This window comes from Glycomyces harbinensis, assembly GCF_900101745.1.
Lineage (GTDB): Bacteria > Actinomycetota > Actinomycetes > Mycobacteriales > Micromonosporaceae > Glycomyces > Glycomyces harbinensis.
Genome location: NZ_FNAD01000011.1, coordinates 95,870 through 115,727, shown reverse-complemented (window position 1 = coordinate 115,727; position 19,858 = coordinate 95,870). Strand labels below are relative to the sequence as shown.

Annotated in this window: 17 protein-coding genes; 7 read left to right on the top strand and 10 right to left on the bottom strand. The window is 67.0% G+C overall.

The genetic code is table 11. The annotated features are described in order from the left end of the window. Nucleotides 1-174: 174 nt before the first annotated feature. Complete coding sequence (locus BLQ63_RS17960) at nucleotides 175-2,952, top strand: AfsR/SARP family transcriptional regulator (RefSeq protein WP_091038288.1); 2,778 nt, start codon at nucleotides 175-177, stop codon at nucleotides 2,950-2,952. A 226-nt stretch (nucleotides 2,953-3,178) separates the two neighbouring features. Here BLQ63_RS17960 and BLQ63_RS17955 read toward each other — a convergent pair whose 3' ends face one another. Continuing rightward, nucleotides 3,179-4,327, bottom strand: coding sequence for a hypothetical protein (locus BLQ63_RS17955; RefSeq protein WP_091038286.1), 1,149 nt, complete (start codon nucleotides 4,325-4,327; stop codon nucleotides 3,179-3,181). A gap of 410 nt (nucleotides 4,328-4,737) precedes the next feature. Between BLQ63_RS17955 and BLQ63_RS17950 the strand changes: the two genes are divergently transcribed. Together BLQ63_RS17950 and BLQ63_RS17945 are read left to right on the top strand one after the other, a co-directional pair. Then, nucleotides 4,738-6,348 (top strand): hypothetical protein, encoded by a 1,611-nt coding sequence (locus tag BLQ63_RS17950; protein WP_091038284.1) that lies wholly within the window; start codon nucleotides 4,738-4,740, stop codon nucleotides 6,346-6,348. Between the two features lie 489 nt (nucleotides 6,349-6,837). Continuing rightward, entirely contained in the window at nucleotides 6,838-7,455 is a 618-nt protein-coding gene (locus BLQ63_RS17945; protein ID WP_091038283.1) for a hypothetical protein, read from the top strand. Between the two features lie 155 nt (nucleotides 7,456-7,610). Here BLQ63_RS17945 and BLQ63_RS17940 read toward each other — a convergent pair whose 3' ends face one another. The 3 genes from BLQ63_RS17940 to BLQ63_RS17930 form a co-directional block, all read right to left on the bottom strand. Then, nucleotides 7,611-8,207, bottom strand: a complete 597-nt coding sequence (locus tag BLQ63_RS17940; protein WP_091038280.1) for a hypothetical protein — start codon at nucleotides 8,205-8,207, stop codon at nucleotides 7,611-7,613. 218 nt (nucleotides 8,208-8,425) lie between these two features. Continuing rightward, complete coding sequence (locus BLQ63_RS17935) at nucleotides 8,426-8,884, bottom strand: sigma factor-like helix-turn-helix DNA-binding protein (protein WP_177154994.1); 459 nt, start codon at nucleotides 8,882-8,884, stop codon at nucleotides 8,426-8,428. 438 nt (nucleotides 8,885-9,322) lie between these two features. After that, complete coding sequence (locus BLQ63_RS17930) at nucleotides 9,323-10,243, bottom strand: phosphotransferase family protein (RefSeq protein ID WP_218125334.1); 921 nt, start codon at nucleotides 10,241-10,243, stop codon at nucleotides 9,323-9,325. Between BLQ63_RS17930 and BLQ63_RS17925 the strand changes: the two genes are divergently transcribed. Then, complete coding sequence (locus BLQ63_RS17925) at nucleotides 10,236-11,012, top strand: maleylpyruvate isomerase family mycothiol-dependent enzyme (RefSeq protein WP_177154993.1); 777 nt, start codon at nucleotides 10,236-10,238, stop codon at nucleotides 11,010-11,012. The two genes, BLQ63_RS17930 and BLQ63_RS17925, sit on opposite strands and share 8 nt — an antisense overlap. A 316-nt stretch (nucleotides 11,013-11,328) precedes the next feature. On the opposite strand, the gene BLQ63_RS17920 is transcribed toward BLQ63_RS17925, so the two are convergent. Then, the gene (locus BLQ63_RS17920) at nucleotides 11,329-11,979 is read right to left on the bottom strand and encodes a hypothetical protein (protein WP_091038273.1); all 651 of its coding nucleotides are present in this window, start codon (nucleotides 11,977-11,979) and stop codon (nucleotides 11,329-11,331) included. Nucleotides 11,980-12,156: 177 nt separating this feature from the next. Between BLQ63_RS17920 and BLQ63_RS28905 the strand changes: the two genes are divergently transcribed. Beyond that, a complete protein-coding gene (locus BLQ63_RS28905; protein ID WP_218125333.1) occupies nucleotides 12,157-12,318 on the top strand; it encodes a hypothetical protein in 162 nt (53 codons plus the stop codon). A gap of 193 nt (nucleotides 12,319-12,511) precedes the next feature. Here BLQ63_RS28905 and BLQ63_RS17915 read toward each other — a convergent pair whose 3' ends face one another. Beyond that, entirely contained in the window at nucleotides 12,512-13,057 is a 546-nt protein-coding gene (locus tag BLQ63_RS17915) for a hypothetical protein (RefSeq protein WP_143014978.1), read from the bottom strand. 388 nt (nucleotides 13,058-13,445) lie between these two features. Between BLQ63_RS17915 and BLQ63_RS17910 the strand changes: the two genes are divergently transcribed. Next, a complete protein-coding gene (locus tag BLQ63_RS17910; RefSeq protein ID WP_091038270.1) occupies nucleotides 13,446-13,748 on the top strand; it encodes a hypothetical protein in 303 nt (100 codons plus the stop codon). A gap of 629 nt (nucleotides 13,749-14,377) precedes the next feature. Here BLQ63_RS17910 and BLQ63_RS17905 read toward each other — a convergent pair. The 3 genes from BLQ63_RS17905 to BLQ63_RS28530 all read right to left on the bottom strand — a co-directional run bounded on the left by BLQ63_RS17905 (nucleotide 14,378) and on the right by BLQ63_RS28530 (nucleotide 17,548). Beyond that, entirely contained in the window at nucleotides 14,378-17,044 is a 2,667-nt protein-coding gene (locus BLQ63_RS17905; RefSeq protein WP_218125332.1) for an RICIN domain-containing protein, read from the bottom strand. A 94-nt stretch (nucleotides 17,045-17,138) separates the two neighbouring features. Further along, a complete protein-coding gene (locus tag BLQ63_RS17900; RefSeq protein WP_218125331.1) occupies nucleotides 17,139-17,285 on the bottom strand; it encodes a hypothetical protein in 147 nt (48 codons plus the stop codon). A 113-nt stretch (nucleotides 17,286-17,398) separates the two neighbouring features. Continuing rightward, nucleotides 17,399-17,548, bottom strand: coding sequence for a hypothetical protein (locus tag BLQ63_RS28530; RefSeq protein ID WP_177154992.1), 150 nt, complete (start codon nucleotides 17,546-17,548; stop codon nucleotides 17,399-17,401). A gap of 163 nt (nucleotides 17,549-17,711) precedes the next feature. Between BLQ63_RS28530 and BLQ63_RS17895 the strand changes: the two genes are divergently transcribed. Beyond that, nucleotides 17,712-18,335: a DUF3558 family protein gene (locus tag BLQ63_RS17895; protein ID WP_143014977.1), complete on the top strand. Its 624-nt coding sequence runs from the start codon at nucleotides 17,712-17,714 to the stop codon at nucleotides 18,333-18,335. 167 nt (nucleotides 18,336-18,502) lie between these two features. On the opposite strand, the gene BLQ63_RS17890 is transcribed toward BLQ63_RS17895, so the two are convergent. Then, entirely contained in the window at nucleotides 18,503-19,759 is a 1,257-nt protein-coding gene (locus BLQ63_RS17890; protein ID WP_091038264.1) for a CE1 family esterase, read from the bottom strand. Between the last annotated feature and the right edge of the window lie 99 nt (nucleotides 19,760-19,858).

Sequence of the window (19,858 nt, the reverse complement as noted above, 5' to 3'; positions counted from 1 at the left end):
GTCACGATCCGCTCACCTAGGCTTGCGTCTGAACGCCTTCGCGGACCCCAACCGGTCTCGCTCGTTGAGTGGCCGGGGTCTTTCGCGGCAAAAGCTTGAGCGACGTCGATGCAGGCAACCTAGGCCCTCACGCGATGCGTGTAAATATCAGCATCGGTCCGTGAGGAGTCGTTCGTGGGAATTCAGGTGTTCGGCCGACTAAAAGTCGTCAAGGACGGACGGCACGTCGCATTCGGCGGAAGGCTGCGTGACCTCCTGGCGATCCTCCTCGTCAAGGCCAACCAGGTAGTCGACTACGAATGGCTGCTCGATCAGCTGTGGAGCGGTGATCCGCCTGCTGCGGGGAGGGCGACGCTGCGAACCTACGTCTACCAGCTTCGGCAGCGGCTCACCGCAATGGACGCTGACCTGGTGGTCGTGAGCGACCCCGACGGATACCGGTTGGACGTGCTCCCCGAATCGGTCGACGCTCATCGATTCGAATGTCTGGCCGTCGAGGGCGGTGCGGCATTGGCGGCGGGGAGGGCGGCAGAGGCCGCTGCGGCGTTTCGCGCAGGGTTGGAGCTGTGCCGGGGAGCGGCCTACGACGGCGTTAACGCGCAGGTGGTGCGCGATCGCGCACGATATCTGGATGACCTGCGATTGAGTGTGGTCGAAGATCGACTTGACGCCGAGCTACGTCTGGGAAACGTGCACTTCGCGGTTTCGGAACTGCAGGCGTTTACTGCCGAGCACCCGTTTCGGGAACGATCGTGGGAACTGCTGATGCACGGTTTGTGTTGGGACGGCCGTCGAGCTGAGGCATTGCAGACGTACCGGTACCTGCACCGCCTGCTCGACGAGCAGCTGGGCATACCGCCCTCGCCGGATCTGCAGTCCTTGCATCAGAAGATTTTGAAGGCCGAAATAGGTCTGGCGCCCCCGACCGGAACCGACACCGAGACGATCCCCAGGCAGTTGCCGCCCGCGCTCGGCGGGTTCACCGGCCGCGAGACCGAAGTCGCCTTGCTTGACGCGCTCTTGCGGCACCAGGGCGGGCCCCATCCGGGTGCCGCGGCGATCGCCGCGGTCACCGGTACAGCAGGTGTCGGCAAGACCGCCCTGACCCTCCACTGGGCGCATCGGATTGCGGACCAGTTCACCGACGGGCAACTGTATGTCGACCTGCGCGGGTTCGACCCCACCAGGCAGCCGATGGACGTTGCGACGGCCGTCTGCGGATTCCTCGACGCGCTCGGGGTCGAACCAAAGCGGATTCCCGGCGATTTGGAACCGCAGGTCGGCCTGTACCGCAGTCTGCTGGCAGACAAGCAGACGCTGATCGTCCTTGACAATGCCCGCGATGCCGATCAGGTCCGGCCGCTGCTTCCCGGCGGACCCGACACCTTTGTGGTCGTCACGAGCCGCAACCAGCTCCCAGGTCTGGTCGCAACCGAAGGCGCCCAGCTGATCATCGTTGACCTGCCAAGTGAGGATGAGGCGCACCAGATGCTGCGCAGCAGAGTCGGCGACGACCGTGTCAGTTCCGAACCCCAGGCCGCGGAGGACATCGTGCACGCCTGCGCCCGCTTGCCACTGGCACTAGCGCTGGTGGGCGCCCGCGCAGCGACCCATCCGAACTTCCGGCTTTCCGACCTGGCCGCTGAACTCCATGACGCACACAATGCCTTTGACGCCATCGCCTCCGACGAACGCGCCGTGTTCTCCTGGTCGTACCACACTCTCAGCCCCGACGCCGCGGATCTGTTCCGGCTGCTGGGCCTACACCCCGGACCCGACATCCCTGTACCCGTAGCCGCCAGTCTGATGGGTCGACCGAGGAGAGAGGTGCATCGGCTTCTCGCGGAAATCGCGCAGGCCAACCTCGCCACCGAGCACCGGCCAGGCAGATATGCACTGCACGACCTGCTGCATGTCTACGCGGCGGATCTCGCCGAGCGCTACGACAGCTCGACCAGCCGCCGTGAAGCCGCACATCGCCTCCTTGACCACTATCTCCACTCCGCCCACGCGGCCGCGTTGCTGGTCGACCCGGGCATCCTTGACATTGCGCTCCCGCTCGACCAATCCGTCCATGGTGTTGACCCTGAGGCCTTTACCGATCGCGAGACTGCGATGGCGTGGTTCGCGATCGAGCATCCTGCGGTGAGGGCCGCCGCCGCCCAAGCCGCCGGCAGTCTCGATGTCCAGGTATGGCAATCGGCCTGGGCTCCGCAGCGCTACTTCTACCTGCGTGGACATTGGCACGAGCTGATCGCGACCCAGCAGATGGCCTTGGCAGCGGCGCGGCGTCTCGGCGACGCAGCCGCCCAGGCTCAATCGCACCGGGCGCTCGCGCGCGCCCACAGCCGACTCGGCCGTTTCGAGAGCAGTCGCACGCACCTGGAGCGGGCGCTGAAGCTGTCGATCCGAGCCGACGACCCCGCAGCACAGGCCGCCACCCACAACAACCTCGGCAACCTCGCGCAACTGCAAGGGCGCCACAGCGAAGCACTTGAGCAATCCCGACGGGCCCTTGAGATCTACCAGACCGTGGACCACAAGTTCGGGGAGGCGCACGCGCTGAACTCGATCGGCTGGCAACTCACCGTGCTCGGAGACCACGACGAAGCCCACAAGCACTGCGAGCAGGCACTCGACTTGTTCCTGGAACTGGGTTTCCGCTACGGAGAGGCCGCCACTTGCGACAGTCTCGGCTACATCCACTCCCGCCTCGGGCGGGACGCAGAAGGCCTGTCCTACTACCTGCGCGCCCGAGCGATCTTCCGCGAACTGGGCGACCGCTTCGAGGAGGCCGACACGCTCTCCCGGCTCGGCGATCTGTACCGCTCCACGGGCGCCCTCGACACCGCTCAGGAAGCATGGATTCAAGCCTTGGCGATGCTGGACGATCTTGGACATCCCGACGCCGAAGCAGTCCGGGGCAGACTGCGTGACGCTTCGACGCAATGAGGTCTGCCAGCTGATCGTGGTTGCCACTCAACCCGGCGGCTTCGTAGCGCTCGCTCCAACTCCACTGTTTGACTGGAACCCCCGACTGCGCGGGCGGCGCTTGACCCGTAAGAATGGCATTGCGATGCAGGCGGATGCGACGGCATGTTCCGGCAGGCGGGCAATGGCGAGGGCGCCTGGTCGGTCGGTGCCGCACCGGTACGGTGCGACACCGACCACCGGCTGTTCAGGCCGCTACGAAGTCGTCGGCTTCGGCAAGTTCCCCGTCGTGGTCCGGGACCGAGTCGGCGGCGATGTAGACCGCGGCGTCCGGACCCGGACCCTCATCGCCTTCCTCCTCCTCTGCTTCATCGGCACGGCGATCGGTGATCGACTCGTGTAGCTGCGTCTCGACGTCAGCCAGTTCGTAACCTTCGGCGACCAGGAGATTGAGGTAGCGCAACCCGTGGTCGAGGTCGCCCCAGTAGCCGCGGGCGAGTTCGGTCAGGCTCTTCTCGGCGTGGGCGAGCCAGCGGGCGACGGTCGCGCGGGTGAGGCGGTCCATGCCAGCGTTCTCCGGCAATTCCCTTACTGGGCAGCCGCAGAGGGTATCGGCAAGCTCGGCGTATTCGTTGTGCGGCAGGCTCATGCTCGTGCCCGCAAGCTCAGCGAGTGCGGGGCGGAACAGCGTCTTCGCGCCTTTCGCGGTGCCGTACTTGGAGAGCAGGAAATTGGTCCGCACTCCGGTGGCGGCCTCCCACACCTCGTGCCTCGCGTTGATTTCGGCGTCGCGGGCCTCGCGTTCGGCCCGCTGCGCGGCTGAAGAGTTCGGGGCCGGCCGCAGCCCGACCGCGGCCGGATCGGGGCAGTAGAAGACGGCCCTGGCGCCGTAGTCGCGATTGATGTAGGCCGCGAACCCCGCATTGGCCTTCACTTGCTCGACGTCGACGGGGTTGCCGTCGGTGTCAACGAGCTGTTCGAGAAGGACTGCGGCGCCGCCTTCGGTGAGGAATTTCGGGCGTGGGGTGACCTTGACGCCGGCGAGGACGAGTTCGGCCTTGAGTCGTTCAAGCATGTCCCTGGTGTCTTGGCGGTGGCGTTCTTCGGCGATGAGGTGCTGGTAGGACCAGTGTCCGCCGCCCTTCTTCATGATCCGCTCGATCGCCTTGGGGTCGTGCGCGAACTCCGTCAGAGCCGCGGCGGCCGCTAGGTCGACCTCGCCGGCATGGGCGGCTTGCTGAACCTGTTCGGGGAGCGTGTGAAGGGTCAGGGACTGCTGGACACGCTCGATCTCGCGGCCGGTGGCCTGTGCGAGCGTGTCGATGCCGCGCAACTCGCTGTGCGCGTTCTTCTCGTGCGGGACGAGTTTTGTGGGCGGGATCTGGGTGAGCTCCATGGGAGGCTCCAATCGGGTTGGCCGCCTTTCCGATCGGGGGGCGGCGGCGCTTGCTGAGGGCCTGGCCCCAGCCGCGAAGCGGCTACCCTGGACCGGCCCAGCAAGCGCCGCCGCTCGTACGTGGCGAGCCGGCGTGAGCTTCCGATGTCTTTGTTCCGAGGCGATGAATCGTCATGGCGCGGGAAGCGGATGCGCCGCTCGTCCCTGACCTGAACGACGAGTCGCGGGATCAAGTGCCAGGACGCGCAAACAACTCGCTGTCGTCAATCCGACAGGTGAACCACGTCGTTACCGCTGCGTAGGAGGGAAATCGAGTACCGGTATGTCTTCTTGTCATTGATAAAATATGGTTTCGTGCCAATCCCGTTGACGGGGTTGGCGACACTCCCGGACCGCCCCAGGGAGCACCGATGCACCCCACTCTCGACGTCGACGACGAGACCGCATCCGAACCGGAGCCTGACAGTTCGTGGTGGCTTGACCTCGGTACCGAACCGCACCACTACATCCACGGCTGCGCCCAACCCGACTGCGACAGCGATGAAGTCGCAGCATCCGATGTGTACTGCCGCACCCATGAGGCGTTCCTCGGCTGGGGCCCGCAGAAGCCGCATGCACTGCACTACATGGCGATCGGCGGCCTGCGGGCGGTGATCGCCGCCGGGTTCTTCTTCACTGCCCTGTTCGACTCGATGCTCCCGGTCTGGGGCGTCGCGCTGCTGTGCGGTCTCGCCATCGCCGTCCTCCCGCTGCGGCTGTACCCGGTGAACTCACGCGCCGCAGCACTGTACTGGCTCGTGGCCGCCGCGGTCGGCCTCGAATTGTGGTTCGGGACGTTCACCACCCAAGCCACGCTGTTGACCTGGAGCGCTTACGCGGGCTTGGCCGCCTGGGCGGCCCTGACAGCGCTGCTGGCCAACTCCGGAGGCGGCGGTCGCGCCGGTCCGGCAGGGGAGGACCGCGGCGCGCAAGTGGTGGCGGTGACCCTGACCATCGTGCTCCCGGCACTGGCCGCCGCGGCGGTGCGCGCGGAATGGCGCGAGGCTTTCCTGGTCGTGGCCGTCGGTGGCCTGACCGGCGCACTGCTGGTCGCGGCGATCATCGGGGTGCTCCGCGGCGGCCGCCATCTCGAACGCGCCCACCCCCCACAGGTCCCCTACCTCGCGCGCCCGCTCGGACTGCGCTGGCGCGTCCAGTTCCACCGCACGCGCCCCGGCCGCCCGGCCGGGCCGATCGACCGCCTCGCCCGCGGCGTGCTCGCCTTCTTCCAAGTCGTCGCCGCCGGCTCCGCGGTCGGCGGCACCCGAGCCTTCAGCGCGGTCCGCCTGCTCGGGTACGGCATCGCCATCGCGGGGACGGCGCTGCTCAACTGGCTGGTGTGGATCAGCGTCGAAGCCTCAAGGCGCATCCTCGGGTCTATCGTGGCGGCCGCCGTGGTCATGTGGGCGGGGCTGCGCATCACCTGGGCCACCATCAGACGCGCGACCCGCGTCCTCCTGCTGCCCTTGGCCTTCGCCGCGTGCGCCGCGGTGACCTTCACCTGGTGGGCCGAGGCCGTGCGCCGCTACTTCGCCGACGGCGAGCTGGTGACCCTGGCCTGGATCGGCGCCGGCACGGTCGCCGCGGCGACCGCCCTGACACTGATCTGGGTCACACTGTCCGGTCAGGCGTTGGCGGTCTCGCTGCGCTCAGCCCAGCACTCCGCGACCATCGCCGCGACCAAGGGCCTGCTGATCCTCGCCCTGTTCGCCGTCGCGCTCGGCGCACCGGGCACCTTGTTCGACACCGGCCCCATCCGCTGGGGCTGGCTGACCGCCGGCGTGCTTACCCTGCTCGCCATCGCCACGCTCATCCACTTCGCCGCACGATTCAAACCCCGCCGGCTCCGCCGAGCAGCCCGACGCAACCGGACACGCCGCTCGACCCAGCCTCTTCGCTCCGGTGACAAGGCCGCACCGGACGCGAAAGCGCAAGAGCCGGTTGAACAATCCACGGGAACCAGGAGCGGCACGGCCCGTTGATGCCCGGTGCGGGTCGATGTCAGTGAACTGCGCAACATGAGGGCGGTAGGGGATTGACGAGGGCGCTCGGTCGGCGTGCGCTCCAATCAGGAGCGGGCACCGACTGTGGCCTTCAGACCTAGAACTGGTTTGAGGTTTGTTGGCGGAGGCGCGTGTCGCATCGAAGCCGGTTCTTGCGGGACAACTCCGATGAGGGCTGGTCGAGCTCACTTTCCGCATCGTGTGAGGCGGGGAACCGGCGGGACACCGGCAGGAACGTTGCCACCGGTTCGCGGAAGTGCACTTGGCGGCTACGAGAGCCGGGCTCAGTAGTAGGGAGAACCGTCGGTATCGCGATAAAAGGAAGCATGGAGGGCGCAGTTCAGGCCCCGACCGATGGTCGATCCCCGGTTATCGTCTCTTACGCCACCTCGCTTGTTGCAGCGGGCGACTTCGCCCCGTCGCATCGACCCGGCCTCTCACGTCTGGCCTACCCTCAGGAGCTCCCCCTTGACCGTCCCCTCGAACCCGCCGCATCCGGCCCGCCGATCCCGCAAGCGCCTCGTGGTCCTGCTGGCCGCCGGTCTGGGCTTGCTCGCCCTGGTCGGCGTCTTCCTGGTCGTCCAGTTCAGCGACGACTCCCCGAACGTGGAGGCCGACTTCACGAAGGCCACCTGCGAGGAGTTCGACTTCGCCCAGTTCCCCGAGTCGTCCGCGATCTCGATCGAGTCATCCGAGGCGGACGCCGACGATCAAGCCGAACCTGTGGGCGGCATTTTGTCCTGCGCCTACGCCTCGGACGCCGGGCTGACGCTCACTATCACCGTTGTCGCCACGAATGACGAAGACGGGGCGGCGGCATCAGTTGAGCAAAGCCGTGAGGTCTGGGAGGGTGTCGACGCCCTGGCGGTCGAGGATTTCGACAACGGCGAGCTTGCCGGGTACACCAGTGTGTTCGAGCGGGAGTGGCTCAATCACGTCAGCCTGGAAGCGGCGGCCGGCCGCCTGAAGATCACCATCCTGCTGGAGGGCGGACAAGCCATCACCGAACCGGCGGACGCACTCGATCTCACCGAAGAACTGGCCGACCAAGTGCACCAACGCTTCACGGCAAATGCCCGGCAGTGACCCGAGCGCTGGCCAGGCCTCCTCACATCAGCAAGCGCACGGCCCTAGCGGGTCCGCGAGATCCGCGGTGTGGCGCTTGGGCGGGCGTGTTCGATGCGAAGGAGGCGCGAACCATGCACTCCCGATAGTGGTGCCTGACCGCAGATGCGATCCGTTTAGATGGCACGTCGCTTCCCGAGCAGCCACCAGGCGATTTGGAGGAGCATGCCTAGGACGATCGAACCGAGGAGGAGGTTCAGAAGCACCTCGTCCGCGATGGCGAGCTTCGAGTCCATGTGCGCGCCGGTCCTCCATTGCGGGACCTGAACGCTGATCGCGAAGATCGCGCATCCCAGCGCGGCCACCCCGTACGCGATGCGCCGGCCTGGCAGCGGCCAGGCGGCCGCGATGAGCACCGCCGCGGCGGCGAAGTACACCGCGGTGAAGCCCATTGACGCTGTTTCGGTCGGGTCGGCTCCGAGCAGGAAGTACACGGCGGTGACGAAGAGCGAGAGCAGCAGCGCGGCCAGCCCGCCTCCTTCGGCGAGGTACGTCTTGACCTGCGGGCGCGGCATCCGCCAGGAGGCCCAGAGCAGCCACGGTGCGGGCAAGACCAGGATCGCGATGCCGAGTGCGGTCTGGACCGGGCCGGACAGGTCGCCGTCCAGGCCGACCCAGCCCATGAGAAGGAGGAACCATCCGATCGGGGCGAGTCCCCAGGCGATGGCGGGCGCGACGCCTCGTGAAGCGGTGGTCTGCTGTGTCGTGTTCATGAGACCAGTGTCGCGACCGTGCGCAAGCGCCCCGCTACCGACATCGTGCCACCGTTGTAGCGTTTCTACAAGTAATGCCTGTGTTCGCTCCGCATTCCGCTCGTTTTTTCTCGGTTTCCTCCAAACGGTCTGCCGGTCGTTGCAGGGCGGTTAGGGCTGTCCGGTCGCCTCCTCGCATTTCGGTCGCGCTCCGGACCATCCACGCCGGTTTGTCGCCGCTATCGACGGAGCTGGATTCGGAAGGAACCGGAGTGGGCGGGGGCGATGGTGCTCCGGGCTTCCCGAAGGAGCCGTTTGATGGTGCTGGTGGAGACGCCGTACAGGTGGGCGAGTTCGGCCTGGGTGGCACCGGTTGTCGAATAGCTGCGGATGATGGCCGCCTGCTGATCGGGAGAGAGCCGGTTGGCTGCGGTTTGGGGCCGGTTGGAGGTGCCGTGGACGAGGCGCTTGACGGATCGAATGCTGATCCCGTATTTGGAAGCAAGATCCTTCTGGCGGGCGCCGGCGTTGAAAGCGTCGATCAGGGCGGCGTCTCGCTCGGCGGGGGAGAGGCGTTTGCCGAGCGCGCGCGGGGCCGCTGGTGGGTAGGCGGTCGGGGCCTGGTTTTCGGGCGAGCCCGGGGTCGTGGGGCCGGTTTGGGCGCCGCGGGTGGGCGATGGGCCCGACAGGCGTTCCAACAGGCCGTCTAGCTGGGGGTTTGAGTTCGAATAGGCGAGTGTTAGGCCGACAACTATATTTACGAGTATGAACGTGATTCATATTCATTGCACAGCAAGGGAACTCGCGCGAGATGAGCTCATCTCGCGCGAGTTCCCTTGCTGTGGTTTCCGTGAGATCGCTTGGTGCTCAGTCAGATCCGTTCACGGCGTGAAGTCGTGGTCGACATCCTCGGGGCGTTCGGGGGCGCGAGCTGCGAGGGAGGTAGATGCTCTGACCAGAATTGGCTGGTGTCAGGTGGGTCAGGGGGTTGTTGAGTGCATTGCGCCCGTGCGGGTCCCTGTCGTGTGGGCGGGGACGACGGCTTGGTAGCGCTCGCGAGTCTCGTCGCCGCGGAGCTACCCCCCGCTGGCTGGAACGGCTACCTGTCGGAACCGCGCTATCGCGACGAGCGCGAACTACTTTCGCGTATGAGGAGATCGTTGCCTGAGCAGCGGCGCGAGATAGCCGCCCTCGGCGTTGAGCAGGTCAGTGATCAGGCGGCAGGGCCGCCAGTCCTCGACACGTTCTTCGGTGCTGTCGCGGGCGAGCCAGATGTCCAGGTCGCGGAGCTGGTCGAGAACCGCTGCGCCGTGGGTGAGCGCGCGACCATGAACCGGGTCCATACAGTGCGCGGCGATCTCCACCGCAGCATCGCCGGCCTCCGAATCAACGCACTGGCCCTCCTCGGATACGCGAGCTTCGCATACCAGTCGGCATAGGTCGATCTCGACCGGACCGAGCACGGCGAACTCGAAGTCCAGCAAGGCGACGACCTCGCCTTCCCACAGGGCGTTCATCAGGGCGAGGTCGCCGTGATTGACGACCTGCTCGACCACGGGTGCAGCCCGGAAATAGCCCTCGACGACTTCGTGGAGGCGCAACTGCTGGGCACTGGACAGGCCTAGCGCGACGCCAGCGCGTCCCGCCGCCGTCATGGCATCGCCCAACATTGCCGGTACGAAACCCCCGTGCGAGGGGACATGCGCCCTAAGAGACGAGGTCGCGTCGTGCACGATCTGGGCCCGAGCCCACAGCTGACCGACCGCCTGTCGTCGCTCCGCAGGTGTCAGCATTGGCCATACCTCGTGCAGGTTCTGGCCGCGAACCTCCGCGGTCACGATCCAGCCGTGGCCTTCGGCGGTGTCCTCTCCGAGGATCTCCGGGTGTCCGACCTTCTGTGGCAGGGCACGCGCGAGCGCGGCTTCGCCCCGAGCTCGCCGACACTCCGGTCCGACGCGAAGTGTTCCAACGTTTTGCAACGGCTCCTGCCTCTGTCGCGGCTCAGCTGGTTCAATGGCGGCAACTGTCCGAGCAGATGGAGGCGCAGCGATGGACACGACCGCGTATTTGAACGGTGTTGTCGAGCAGACGAGCACGTTCGCCGAATGGGTGCAGGACGGGAACGCCTCGGCCCCGGTGCCTACTTGTCCCGAGTGGATGTTGGCTGATCTCGTCGACCATGTCGGCTCGACGCAGCGCATGGTGAGCATGCTCGTGGGGGAGCAGATGTCGGAACCGAGTGAGGCGTTCGCCCGCTACGTCCCGGCGCCGACGGATTCGAGCCTGTGGCGCGCCTGGCTGAACGAGGGTGCAGCCGAGGCCGAGCTGGCGTTCCGATCCGTCGCCGACGACACGCCGGTCTGGGATCCGTCCGGCGCCGCCGCAGGCGTGCCGTTCTGGTCGCGCCGCCTCTTCGGCGAGGCCAGCGTGCACCGCGCGGACGCCGCCGCCACGCTCGACGCGCCGTACGAGATCGCACCCGAGTACGCCGTCGCGGCCGTCGAGGACTGGCTGGACACGCTGACCTCCCGCGGCTACTGGGAGAACCGGGAGGGCTTCGCCGACGCGATGCGCGGCGACGGCCAGACCCTGCACTTCCACGCCGTCGACGCGCCCGGGGAGTGGCTGGCCCGCCGGCAATCCGACAAGGTCGTCCTGGAGCGCACGCACGCCAAGGCCGACGTCGCGGTGCGCGGCCCGGCCGCCGATCTCCTCCTCGTGATCAGCAGGCGTCGCCCGCTGAACGCGACTCCCGCGCTGGAGGTCCTGGGCGATCGGGCACTGTTCGAGCACTGGATCGAGCACATGGACTGGGTCACCGACTGACTCACGGCCGGCGGCGATACTGCATCGGCCGCAACCCATCGAATCCTCTGGGGGCTGCGAAGGCCGCCGTCGGACCCGACGGGGGCTGAAAACGCGGTGCGACAGGGGGAGGCGGTCGCCGGTCGCCCGCGGGCGGTCGCGACCCTCCTGCTCGTCGCCGGGGACCCTGCTCGGGTCTGTGAGTTTCAAATGCGTCGTCCCTGCCGCCTGCCCGGTCGTCGTGGTCCACGGTGAAGCAACGGATGACGAGTAGAGACCAAAGCGGGCCCCGTCCCCATTGGCAGGGGGCGGAGCCCGTTTCATTCGTCATGTGAGCTTAGCCGCGGGGCGTCTCCCAGGTGACGAGGCCGTAGTTGTCGTAGTAGTCGCCGCCCCTGGTCTCCGGCTTCTCCACGAAGGTCACGTTGTTGTCGTTGGCGGGGTCGTAGCCGTAGAGCTCGGCGAAGCCCGCGAAGTCCACCTGGGGGATGTCGCGCGCGGTGTAGACGCCGGCGTCGTCGTCGGTGAGCGTCGTGAAGGCCCTGTAGTTCACGGGTCCGCTCAGGGTGTAGGTCTTGCCGAGTTCGACGTCGTAGGGCACGAAGCACTGCGTGGTCTTATTGGCGGAAACCCACACGCAGTTGTCGTAGCCCGCACTCACGTAGGCGTGGTTGGTGAGCTGGTATGTCCCGTTGTTGAGCAGGGCGTCCAGGCTCTGGGTGTCCCAGAAGGTCAGGAGGACGCCCGCCGGGTCCTTGACCGGGGACTCCCGGTCGACGCGATACTCCGGCTGCATGGGGTCGTTCTCCCAGAGGGTCGGGTTCGGCAGCTCCTGGTCGAGAAAGGAGAAGCTGGACTGCGGGGTCGCCGCGGCGTCCGCGTTCTCGTCGGTCGTCTGCGCGAGCGCGGAATCGGCGGAGGCGAGCACGAGGGCGGCGGAGGCCGCGACTGCGGCGAGGTGGCGACCGGTCTTGCCGAAGGTGCGCATGGGGTACTCCTCTGGTGTGTTGAAATCGAGCACCGGAGTCCTATAGGACGGTCCGGATTACGCGGATCTCCAAAATATCGAACGCGTTCAACTTTTGGGGCGCATGAGTGCTGTGATGCTTTACATGCAAGATTCCTTCCGCCGCATGCAACCTCGGTCAGTCTCTAGTGGACTCGGATGCTGATCCGTCACCGCATTCAGCAGGACTCCCTTGCCCAAGGATCGGGGTCGGTCGCATGGCAAGAGGAGACGCTGCACCGGATCGGTTTGCCGACGGGCGACTATCCGACCGACGCGGCCGAGTGCCCCGACGCCGTCGTCACTATCTCCGCACCGTAGACCGGCAGAGTAGGGCCGCGTCGGCGGATGTGGCCCTTACCGCTCGGCGTCGTCGGTCTCGGCCGCCCAGAGTTCGGCCGCGTACGACTCGAAGGACTCCGTTGCGGCGGCTCGTGTCTGCGAGCGGGTGCGTGGGTGGACGACGAGAAGGCTCTGGCCGCCTCGACCGGGTCGCAGACTCGCCTTGGAGGAGTTACACGGCGTGTTTTACGAGGCGGGCGCCGTCGACGTGGAACTGGTCTTCGGGGGCGATCGCGCCCGCGAGAAGCCGGGGGTCTGCCTCGCCCTCGATGGCGATGCCTTTGCTCGCGAGTGCCAAGACGGCCGAGACGATGCCGTAAAAGGCCGCAAGAGGCGAGCCCATCGCAACGACCGCGCAGAACAGGATCTCCGCGCCTTCGGGTCCGGCTTTCACGGTGTCGATGAACAGCCATATGCCCCAGACGACGGCCAGGAGGGCCACCAGGCCCTGCGTCAGCCGCCGGCGCCGCAACCGCGACCATTCCGCACGGCTGCGCATTCGCGCCGCCACCGTGCGTCCACAAGTGGGACAAGCGAACTCGACCGTAGTCGACTCCATCTCGTCCGACGGACGCCGCAACGTCACTACTGACCGCGTGCCGACCGGCTTCAAATCGGGCGCACCCTCGTCCCGGGGACTCTTGACCAACCCCTCGACGTGCAGAACCGTGAATGCGACCGGCGCACCGCCGCGCTGCACCGCATCCGTCTCGCTCACCACGCACCTCACTGCAACCGAGCCGCCTGTGGTCTTCATTGTGCGCCGACAGGACCACCCCGCGCCGGATCACCTTTGGAACTTGGATAAGCCCTGCCGCGACCCGTGAGGGGCGTCCGGCGGCTCTCCTCATATAGCGCCCTCCCCGTAACCCAGTAGTTGTACGGACAATGAACTTGTTTCAAATTGGTCGAGGATTGTGGTTGTAGAGGAATTGAACATCCATGCGACCTGCCGCTATTCTGCCGGTGCTCCGCCTTGTAAAGGCAGTCATTCGCCGCGAGGATGATTCTGTCAGCGGCCCGCTCGCGTGCAGAGCGGTCTATCCGAATGAGCCGATGTGGTCCTCATGTGAGCACTTCGGGTCCGCAATTTCTAAGGAGGCACTATGGCTACCATTGCGACTCGGCCTCGCCCCGACCGGCGAAAGCTGCCGCGCTTGACGCGCGCGGTCGCCGCCGCCGCGATCACTGCTGGTCTCGCGCTGGGGGCCGGCGCGCTCGTTTCGGCACCGGCTGCCGCCAGTGAGCCCGCAGGAACCGACGACACCGTCAGCATCCAAGCGTGGGAGGGGCCCTTCCTCACCTGGCGCGACTGCAATTTCGACCGGGAGATGGCTGAATACCTTTACGGATACGACACCACACCGTGCACTCGCGGTACCGGTGGCTGGTACTACCAGTACTTCTGATCGATCGCCGAGGACCCGGTCCTGCGCGTCATTGATCTTCCTCGGGGGCATCCGGCCGTTCAGCGGCCGGATGCCCCCAGCAGCGTGTGGATCGGCTCCGTCCATCGGCGGCGTGGTTCGCGGTGTATATCACCGTGAGCCTTGGGTCTCCGACCTTGCCGTTTGGCGCAGAATGCGTTTGATGGTGCTGGTGTCGACGTTGTAGTGGCGGGCGAGTTTAGTTTGGGTGGCGCCGGCGATGAGGGTGTCGCGGTCGGTGGGGGAGAGGCGCTTTCCGAGGGTTCTTGAGGGCGCTGGCGGGTAGGCGACCGGGGGCGGTTCGACGGGGGATCCGGGGGCCGAGGGGCCGGTTTCGGGGCTGCGGGCGCGCGACGGGCCGGTCAGGCGTTCCAACAGACCGTCTAGTGAAAAGGCGAGAGCGGGATGGAGCTCGACGCCAGCGAGTTGGGCGATCGCCTGCGGTCCTTGGGGAATCAGCCCGAGGCAGAGGAGGGCTCATCGCTCCGGCGGATTTGCCGCCCCCTGGCGAGCGGCGCGGTCGCAGGCCTCTACCCGGCGGTCCGCGCCGCTCGACCCGACGGAGGCCCTGGACTCGACCTGAGCCACCGCCGGGACACTGCCGAAGCACCCTAGGCGGATATGAACTGCCATTGCTGGTTGGTCCCGCCGTTGGCGCTCCATTGCACTACCTGCGCCCCATCGTTGGTCGACGCGCCGGAGACGTCGGCCACCAGTCCGCTGTTACGGGCGACGATCGTGTAGTAGCCGTCACCGGTGGAGCGCAGATACCACATCTGGTTGGTGCCGCCGTTGGCCGACCACTGCTGCAGCTGCAGGCCCGCCGTGGTGCTGCCGGCGTTGACGTCGAGCTCCTTTCCAGAGGCGGTGTAGCGCAAGGTGTAGGCGTCCTGTGTGGTGCTGATCGTCCACGTGGAAGTGCCGCTCTGTTGGATCGCCTTGGCGCCGTCGGCGGTGGAGTTGCCGGCGATGGCGAGGGGCTTGCCGCTGTTGCGGTTGACGATGCGGTACGTGCCGGGTGCGGGTCCGGATTCGGTTCCGCCGATGGTGAAGTACTCGACCGCGTCGGTGAAGAGGGTGCTGCCGGACTTCGCCGTCGACAGCACCAGGTACACGCGGCTGCCGGAGGCGGGCGCGGTGAAGGACACCGGCTGAGTGGCCCGCGTGCCGAGCGGGATGGTCAGGTTGGTGCTGCCCGACGCGACGACCGTGCCGGTGGGGCTGTCGAGCCGGGCAGTCCAGGTGAAGTCCACCGAGGTGCCGGTGAAGCCGTCGTTGAACACGGTGATGGTGCGGGTGACCGTGGCGTTCCGGGCGTAGTTGGGCACCGCCTGCGGCAGCGGGAAGGTGCCGTTCACATCCGAGACGCCGGAGGCCGACCAGTACGGGAGGTCGACCGCGGCCACCGGGTTGAACGCCGCCTGCACCCGCTGGATCTGCGGGTTGCTCCAGGGGTCCGGGAGGTTGTCCACGCCGTAGACGGGGCGACCGCCCTCCTCCGGGACGAAGTCGCCGGTGCGCACCCCGGGCACGACGCTGGCCCAGGCGGACAGCAGCGTGTACGGACGCAGGTCGGCGGCGCCCTTGCCGCGCTTGGCCAGCGTTGCCGTGGCGAACCACTCGAAGCCCTGCTTGTTGTTGCACGCCGGCCAGATGTACTCGCCCTCGCCGTCGGGCCGCCCGTTCACGCTGACCAGGCCCTCCCCGTACCTGCCGAAGCCGTCGACGTAGTGCGGGATCACCGCGAAGTTGGCGTACGTCATCCCGGGATACAGGCTGACATTGTTGCCGACGCCCACCTCGACAATGATCGGCCGGGTGCCGTCGGCGCCGTTCATCGCCGCGTACAGGTCCTTCTCGAACTGCTCGGAATCCTGGCCGCTCTGATTCGGCTCGTTGTTCTGACTCCAGCGGATGATCGCGGGGTGGTTGCGGTCGCGCAGGACCAGCGCACGGGCGTGGTTGACCATGTTGTCGTGCCCGACGGGGTCCCTCCACTCCTGCGAGGATTGGGAGCCGCGAATCGCGACCTCGTCGATGATCATCAGGCCCATCTCGTCGGCGACATCCAACATGTACGGGCTCCCGGGCTCCTGGTGGATGCGCACCACGTTGTAGTTCAGCCGCTGGTAGTTGTCCACCGCCTGCGGCCAGCCGCCGTTGCCCGGCGACGGAGGCAGGAAGCCGGGCAGGGTGTGGTACGCGTCGCCCTTGCCGCCGTTGTTGATCCGGTCGTAGTTGGCGCCCTGGAGGTTGTCGCCGCGGAAGTTCACACGCACGCCGTTGAGGTAGTAGTAGTCACCGTTCTGGGTGGCCTCCCGGAACCCGAACCGGTACTCGGCGTCGCTCGTCCGGCCGTCGTCGGTGACGGCATGCACCGCCAGCCCGTGCAGCTGCGCCCGGTACCCCGACCGGTACGGCACGTTGGGCCACCAGTACGAGGTGCTGTCGAGGTTCCACGCGACCGGCCCGACGGTCACGGTCGCGGTCGAGCGGGCCGCCACGGTGACCGTACGGCTGGGCAATTCCGGGTAGCTGAAAGCCGTTCCGTTCTTGGACGACAGCGACCCGGTCAACGTCACCGACCGGGAGCTGCCCGACGTGTTCCGCACCGTCACGTCGTAGCTCAGCGTCTTGTTCGCCACCGACGTACGCACGAACGTGTCGCTGACGTACACCGCCGGGTACACCCGCAGGAACGCGGACCCGAAGATGCCCTGCGGGACCGCCTCGGACCACGTTGCGGCGTCGGGCACCAGGTACCGGCCGTTGGATGCCTTCAACGCGCCGCGGCCCTTCACATTCACCGAGATCGTGTGGGTGGTGCCGGGCGCCGCGTAGGCGCTGATGTCGAAGTTCGACGGGGTGAACGCCGTTGTCTGGGTGGCGACCACGCGGCCGTCGACCGACAGTGTCGCCTGGTGATTGACGGCGCCGAACTCGATCCAGGTCGACTGCGGCTGCCCCGAGTCCGGCACGGTGATGCTGCGCGAGTACACCGCCTCGTTCACGTCTGTGAATCCTTGCTTGTACCAGCCGCCGCCGGGCACGCTGATCGACGTCGTCGCCCGGCCCGCCGGGGTGAAGCTCCACGTTCCGGCAAGATCGATGGAAGTGAGCGCGGCATTGCCGGCGGAGACGCCGTCGGTCGCGACCGCCTCGACGGCGGCACCGGCTCCATCCGGCGTCAACGCGTGGATCGCGGCCGCCGGGAGGATGGCAGCGGACTGGAGGAGGCGGCGACGGGAGAGATTGGGTTGGTCGGGTCGAGAGGCCATGGGGGCTCCTTCGTTCGGGTCCGGTGGGGGGTGGGGGGTGGGACCGGGCTTGCGGGCGGCCGGAGCCTCTGGCACGAGAACTCCGGCGGCCGACTTATTTCTCCTCGTGCCGCCCGTGACCGGCGTGGGCGGCGACCACGGCCACCGAGCCGACGCAGACAACGGCCGTCGAAGCCAGCAGCCCCAACGGTTTGCGGGCGTCGAAAAAGTTCCAGGCGAAGAACCGAATCGAGCCGAACACAAGCTTCTCCCGTCTGCCCCGAGCGGTCAGCAACATAACATCAGACGTCATACATTATACAAGTAAATTGAAGAGGGTCAATGTCATAATGTCTGCCTTACTTAGAGCGTGTCTCAGTTGGCGAGCTTCTTAGCGCAGGTGATGGCGGGGAGGGTGGGAAACCCGGCGGACAGGTGGCCGTGTTGCTCGTATTGCAAGGTCAGGCGGCGGTAGCCGCTGACGAGCGTGCCCGCCTTGAGGTATGGGAGCCCGACTGCCGTCACCCACACGTTCTAGCTGGCGGCACGGGGCAGGGGCGACCGCGGAGCGGTCGGCTCTTCGTCTGTTGGTCGGTGCTGCGCAGCCGCGCTCGACCGTCGTTGAGTGTCGAAGATCTGAACGCTTCGGCGGGACCCCTCCCCGTCCGCATTCCTTACCGTGTAGTGCATGCCTGTGATTCGACGCGCCGCCGCGGCTGTCGTCCTCATCCCGATGCTCGCGCTTCTCGGCTGCACGGCGGGTTCCGGCGACCCCGAGGCGGCACCGGAATCCTCTACGCCCTCACCGGCTCTCGAAGACCAGGTCGGTGCTCTCGGCGAGTTCGCCGGCCTGCCCTGCGCGATCGTCTACTCCCAGGACGACTACAGCCAGTTCGGCATCGGATCTGAGGGACGAACTCTGGACATCTCCGAGCGGCCCGCCCGGGCCTGCTACTGGTTCAGCATCTACGGCAACCAGATCGGATGGATTCCATATCCCACGGAGAACACGCTCGACGGTGTCATCGAAGTCCCGGCTGCGGAAGAGGTGGAGTTCGCGGACCGCCCGGCGACCGAGGTCGCCTCCGAGACCTCCTGTCACCACCGTGTCGAGATCGGGGACGACTCGTTCGTGACCATGGTCCTGCGCGAGGACCCCGAGGGCATACAGGAAGTATTCGGCTTCACCGATGAGAACATCGCGATCGGCGCCGAGCAGGACCTCTGCGACATCTCGACCGACTTCGCCGAGATGATCCTGACGAAGATCGACGAACTGGCCCAGATTCGAGCCGAGCGGTACGCGGAATGAGGAAGGGGGCGACCGTTCAGCGGTCGACCCCTTCGCCTGAGGGCCACCCGCCGGCGATCGCGGTCGCCGACCACCGATTCGGCTACGCTCGGCGAAGTAGCCTCCTCTTGTATGCCGTTGCAGCGCAATAGATTCAAGAGGAGGCTTCTTCGGTTCGCGAACACGACCTAATCGGCGGTGCAGGTCACCGCCGGGGTCGCGGCGGAGCCGGTGGCGACGAAGCCCCAGGCGCCGACCGTCTGTCCGGCTTGGATGGTCCCGTTCCATCCGACGTCGGTGGCGGTGACGGTCGATCCGGAAGTGGAGACGTCGGCGTTCCAGTGGTTGCTGATGCTCTGTCCGCCCGGCCAGGTCCAGGTGAGCGTCCAGCCGTTGACGGTTCCGCCTCCCGCGGTGATGCGGAGGTTGCCCTGCCAGCCTGAACCCCATTCGTTGACCACGTCGATCGCGGCCGAGCAGCCCGACCCGGTCGGGGGCGGGCTGGTGGTCTCCTCGGGAGGAGTGGTCTCCTCGGGGGGATCGGACTCGAATTGGGTGAAGAACTCCCAGGTCGCACCCGGCAGCCACGAGTTCGCGCCGTCACCTGAGGCCCCGTCGCGCGGGGCCTGGATGTGGCCTTCGTCGAACGAGGCCCACACGACCGGGTGGTCCGCCGAGCATCCCGCGAAAGCGGTCGTGATGTGCGTGCGGCTGCCCTGCGGGGGCGAGGGCGTGGTCTGCGGGGTGCAGCCGTTGTTGGCCACGAACCTGTTGCGCTGGGCGATACCGTTGCTGAAGTTGTCGGTGGTGCCGTGCGCCGCGAAGACCGCGACGGGCTGGGTGCCGCCGCTGCATCCGCTGACGTCTCCGGGCGAGCCGTAGGGCGCGATGGCGCGGAAGACGTCGGGGCGCGAGCACGCGAGCGAGTAGCTCATGGCTCCGCCGTAGCTGAAGCCCAGAGAGAACAGCTGGTCCGTGTCGATGCACAGGTCGTCTTCGATGCGCGCGATCATGTTGTCGACGAAGGCGACGTCCTCGCCGCCGCTGTTGGCCCAGGCGTTGTCCAGGCCCTGGGGGGCGACGAAGATGGTGGAGTCGCCCGCGAGGCGCTTGAGACCGTAGTAGGCGTGGGTGCCGGTCTGCACCGCCTGGCCGGTCGCGACGTCCTGAGCGGTGCCGCCCCACCAGTGGAAGCCGAAGACGAGGCGGTAGGGGCGGCTCCGGTCGTAGTTGGAGGGGATGTCGAGGATGAAACTGCGGTTCTTGCCGTTGCTCTGGATGGTGTGGGTGCCGCTGGTCAGCGTGGGGGCCTGACCGCATCCGGCGGTCGCCGCCGCCTGTACCGGAGCGGGATCGGCGGTGGCGGTGAGGGCGCCAGCGGCGAAGACCGCTGCCAGACCCGCCGCGACCAGCGCGATCCGAGCGCCCGTTCTCAAGGGCTTCATAATTGAGGCGCCTTTCATGTTGGGATGGTTGAGCTTGCGTCCCTGCGGTCGAAACTTTCGTGAGAGGCCCCGAAAGCTAATGTACCGTGACTATCGATA

Bases quoted from the DNA above. Each gene is read 5' to 3' on its own strand.
- BLQ63_RS17905 (WP_218125332.1), bottom strand. From the start codon at position 17,044: ATGGCCTCTCGACCCGACCAACCCAATCTCTCCCGTCGCCGCCTCCTC.
- BLQ63_RS17955 (WP_091038286.1), bottom strand. From the start codon at position 4,327: ATGGAGCTCACCCAGATCCCGCCCACAAAACTCGTCCCGCACGAGAAG.
- BLQ63_RS28905 (WP_218125333.1), top strand. From the start codon at position 12,157: ATGCTGATCCGTCACCGCATTCAGCAGGACTCCCTTGCCCAAGGATCG.
- BLQ63_RS17890 (WP_091038264.1), bottom strand. From the start codon at position 19,759: ATGAAGCCCTTGAGAACGGGCGCTCGGATCGCGCTGGTCGCGGCGGGT.
- BLQ63_RS17920 (WP_091038273.1), bottom strand. From the start codon at position 11,979: ATGCGCACCTTCGGCAAGACCGGTCGCCACCTCGCCGCAGTCGCGGCC.
- BLQ63_RS17940 (WP_091038280.1), bottom strand. From the start codon at position 8,207: ATGAACACGACACAGCAGACCACCGCTTCACGAGGCGTCGCGCCCGCC.
- BLQ63_RS17925 (WP_177154993.1), top strand. From the start codon at position 10,236: ATGGACACGACCGCGTATTTGAACGGTGTTGTCGAGCAGACGAGCACG.
- BLQ63_RS17950 (WP_091038284.1), top strand. From the start codon at position 4,738: ATGCACCCCACTCTCGACGTCGACGACGAGACCGCATCCGAACCGGAG.
- BLQ63_RS17895 (WP_143014977.1), top strand. From the start codon at position 17,712: ATGCCTGTGATTCGACGCGCCGCCGCGGCTGTCGTCCTCATCCCGATG.
- BLQ63_RS17910 (WP_091038270.1), top strand. From the start codon at position 13,446: ATGGCTACCATTGCGACTCGGCCTCGCCCCGACCGGCGAAAGCTGCCG.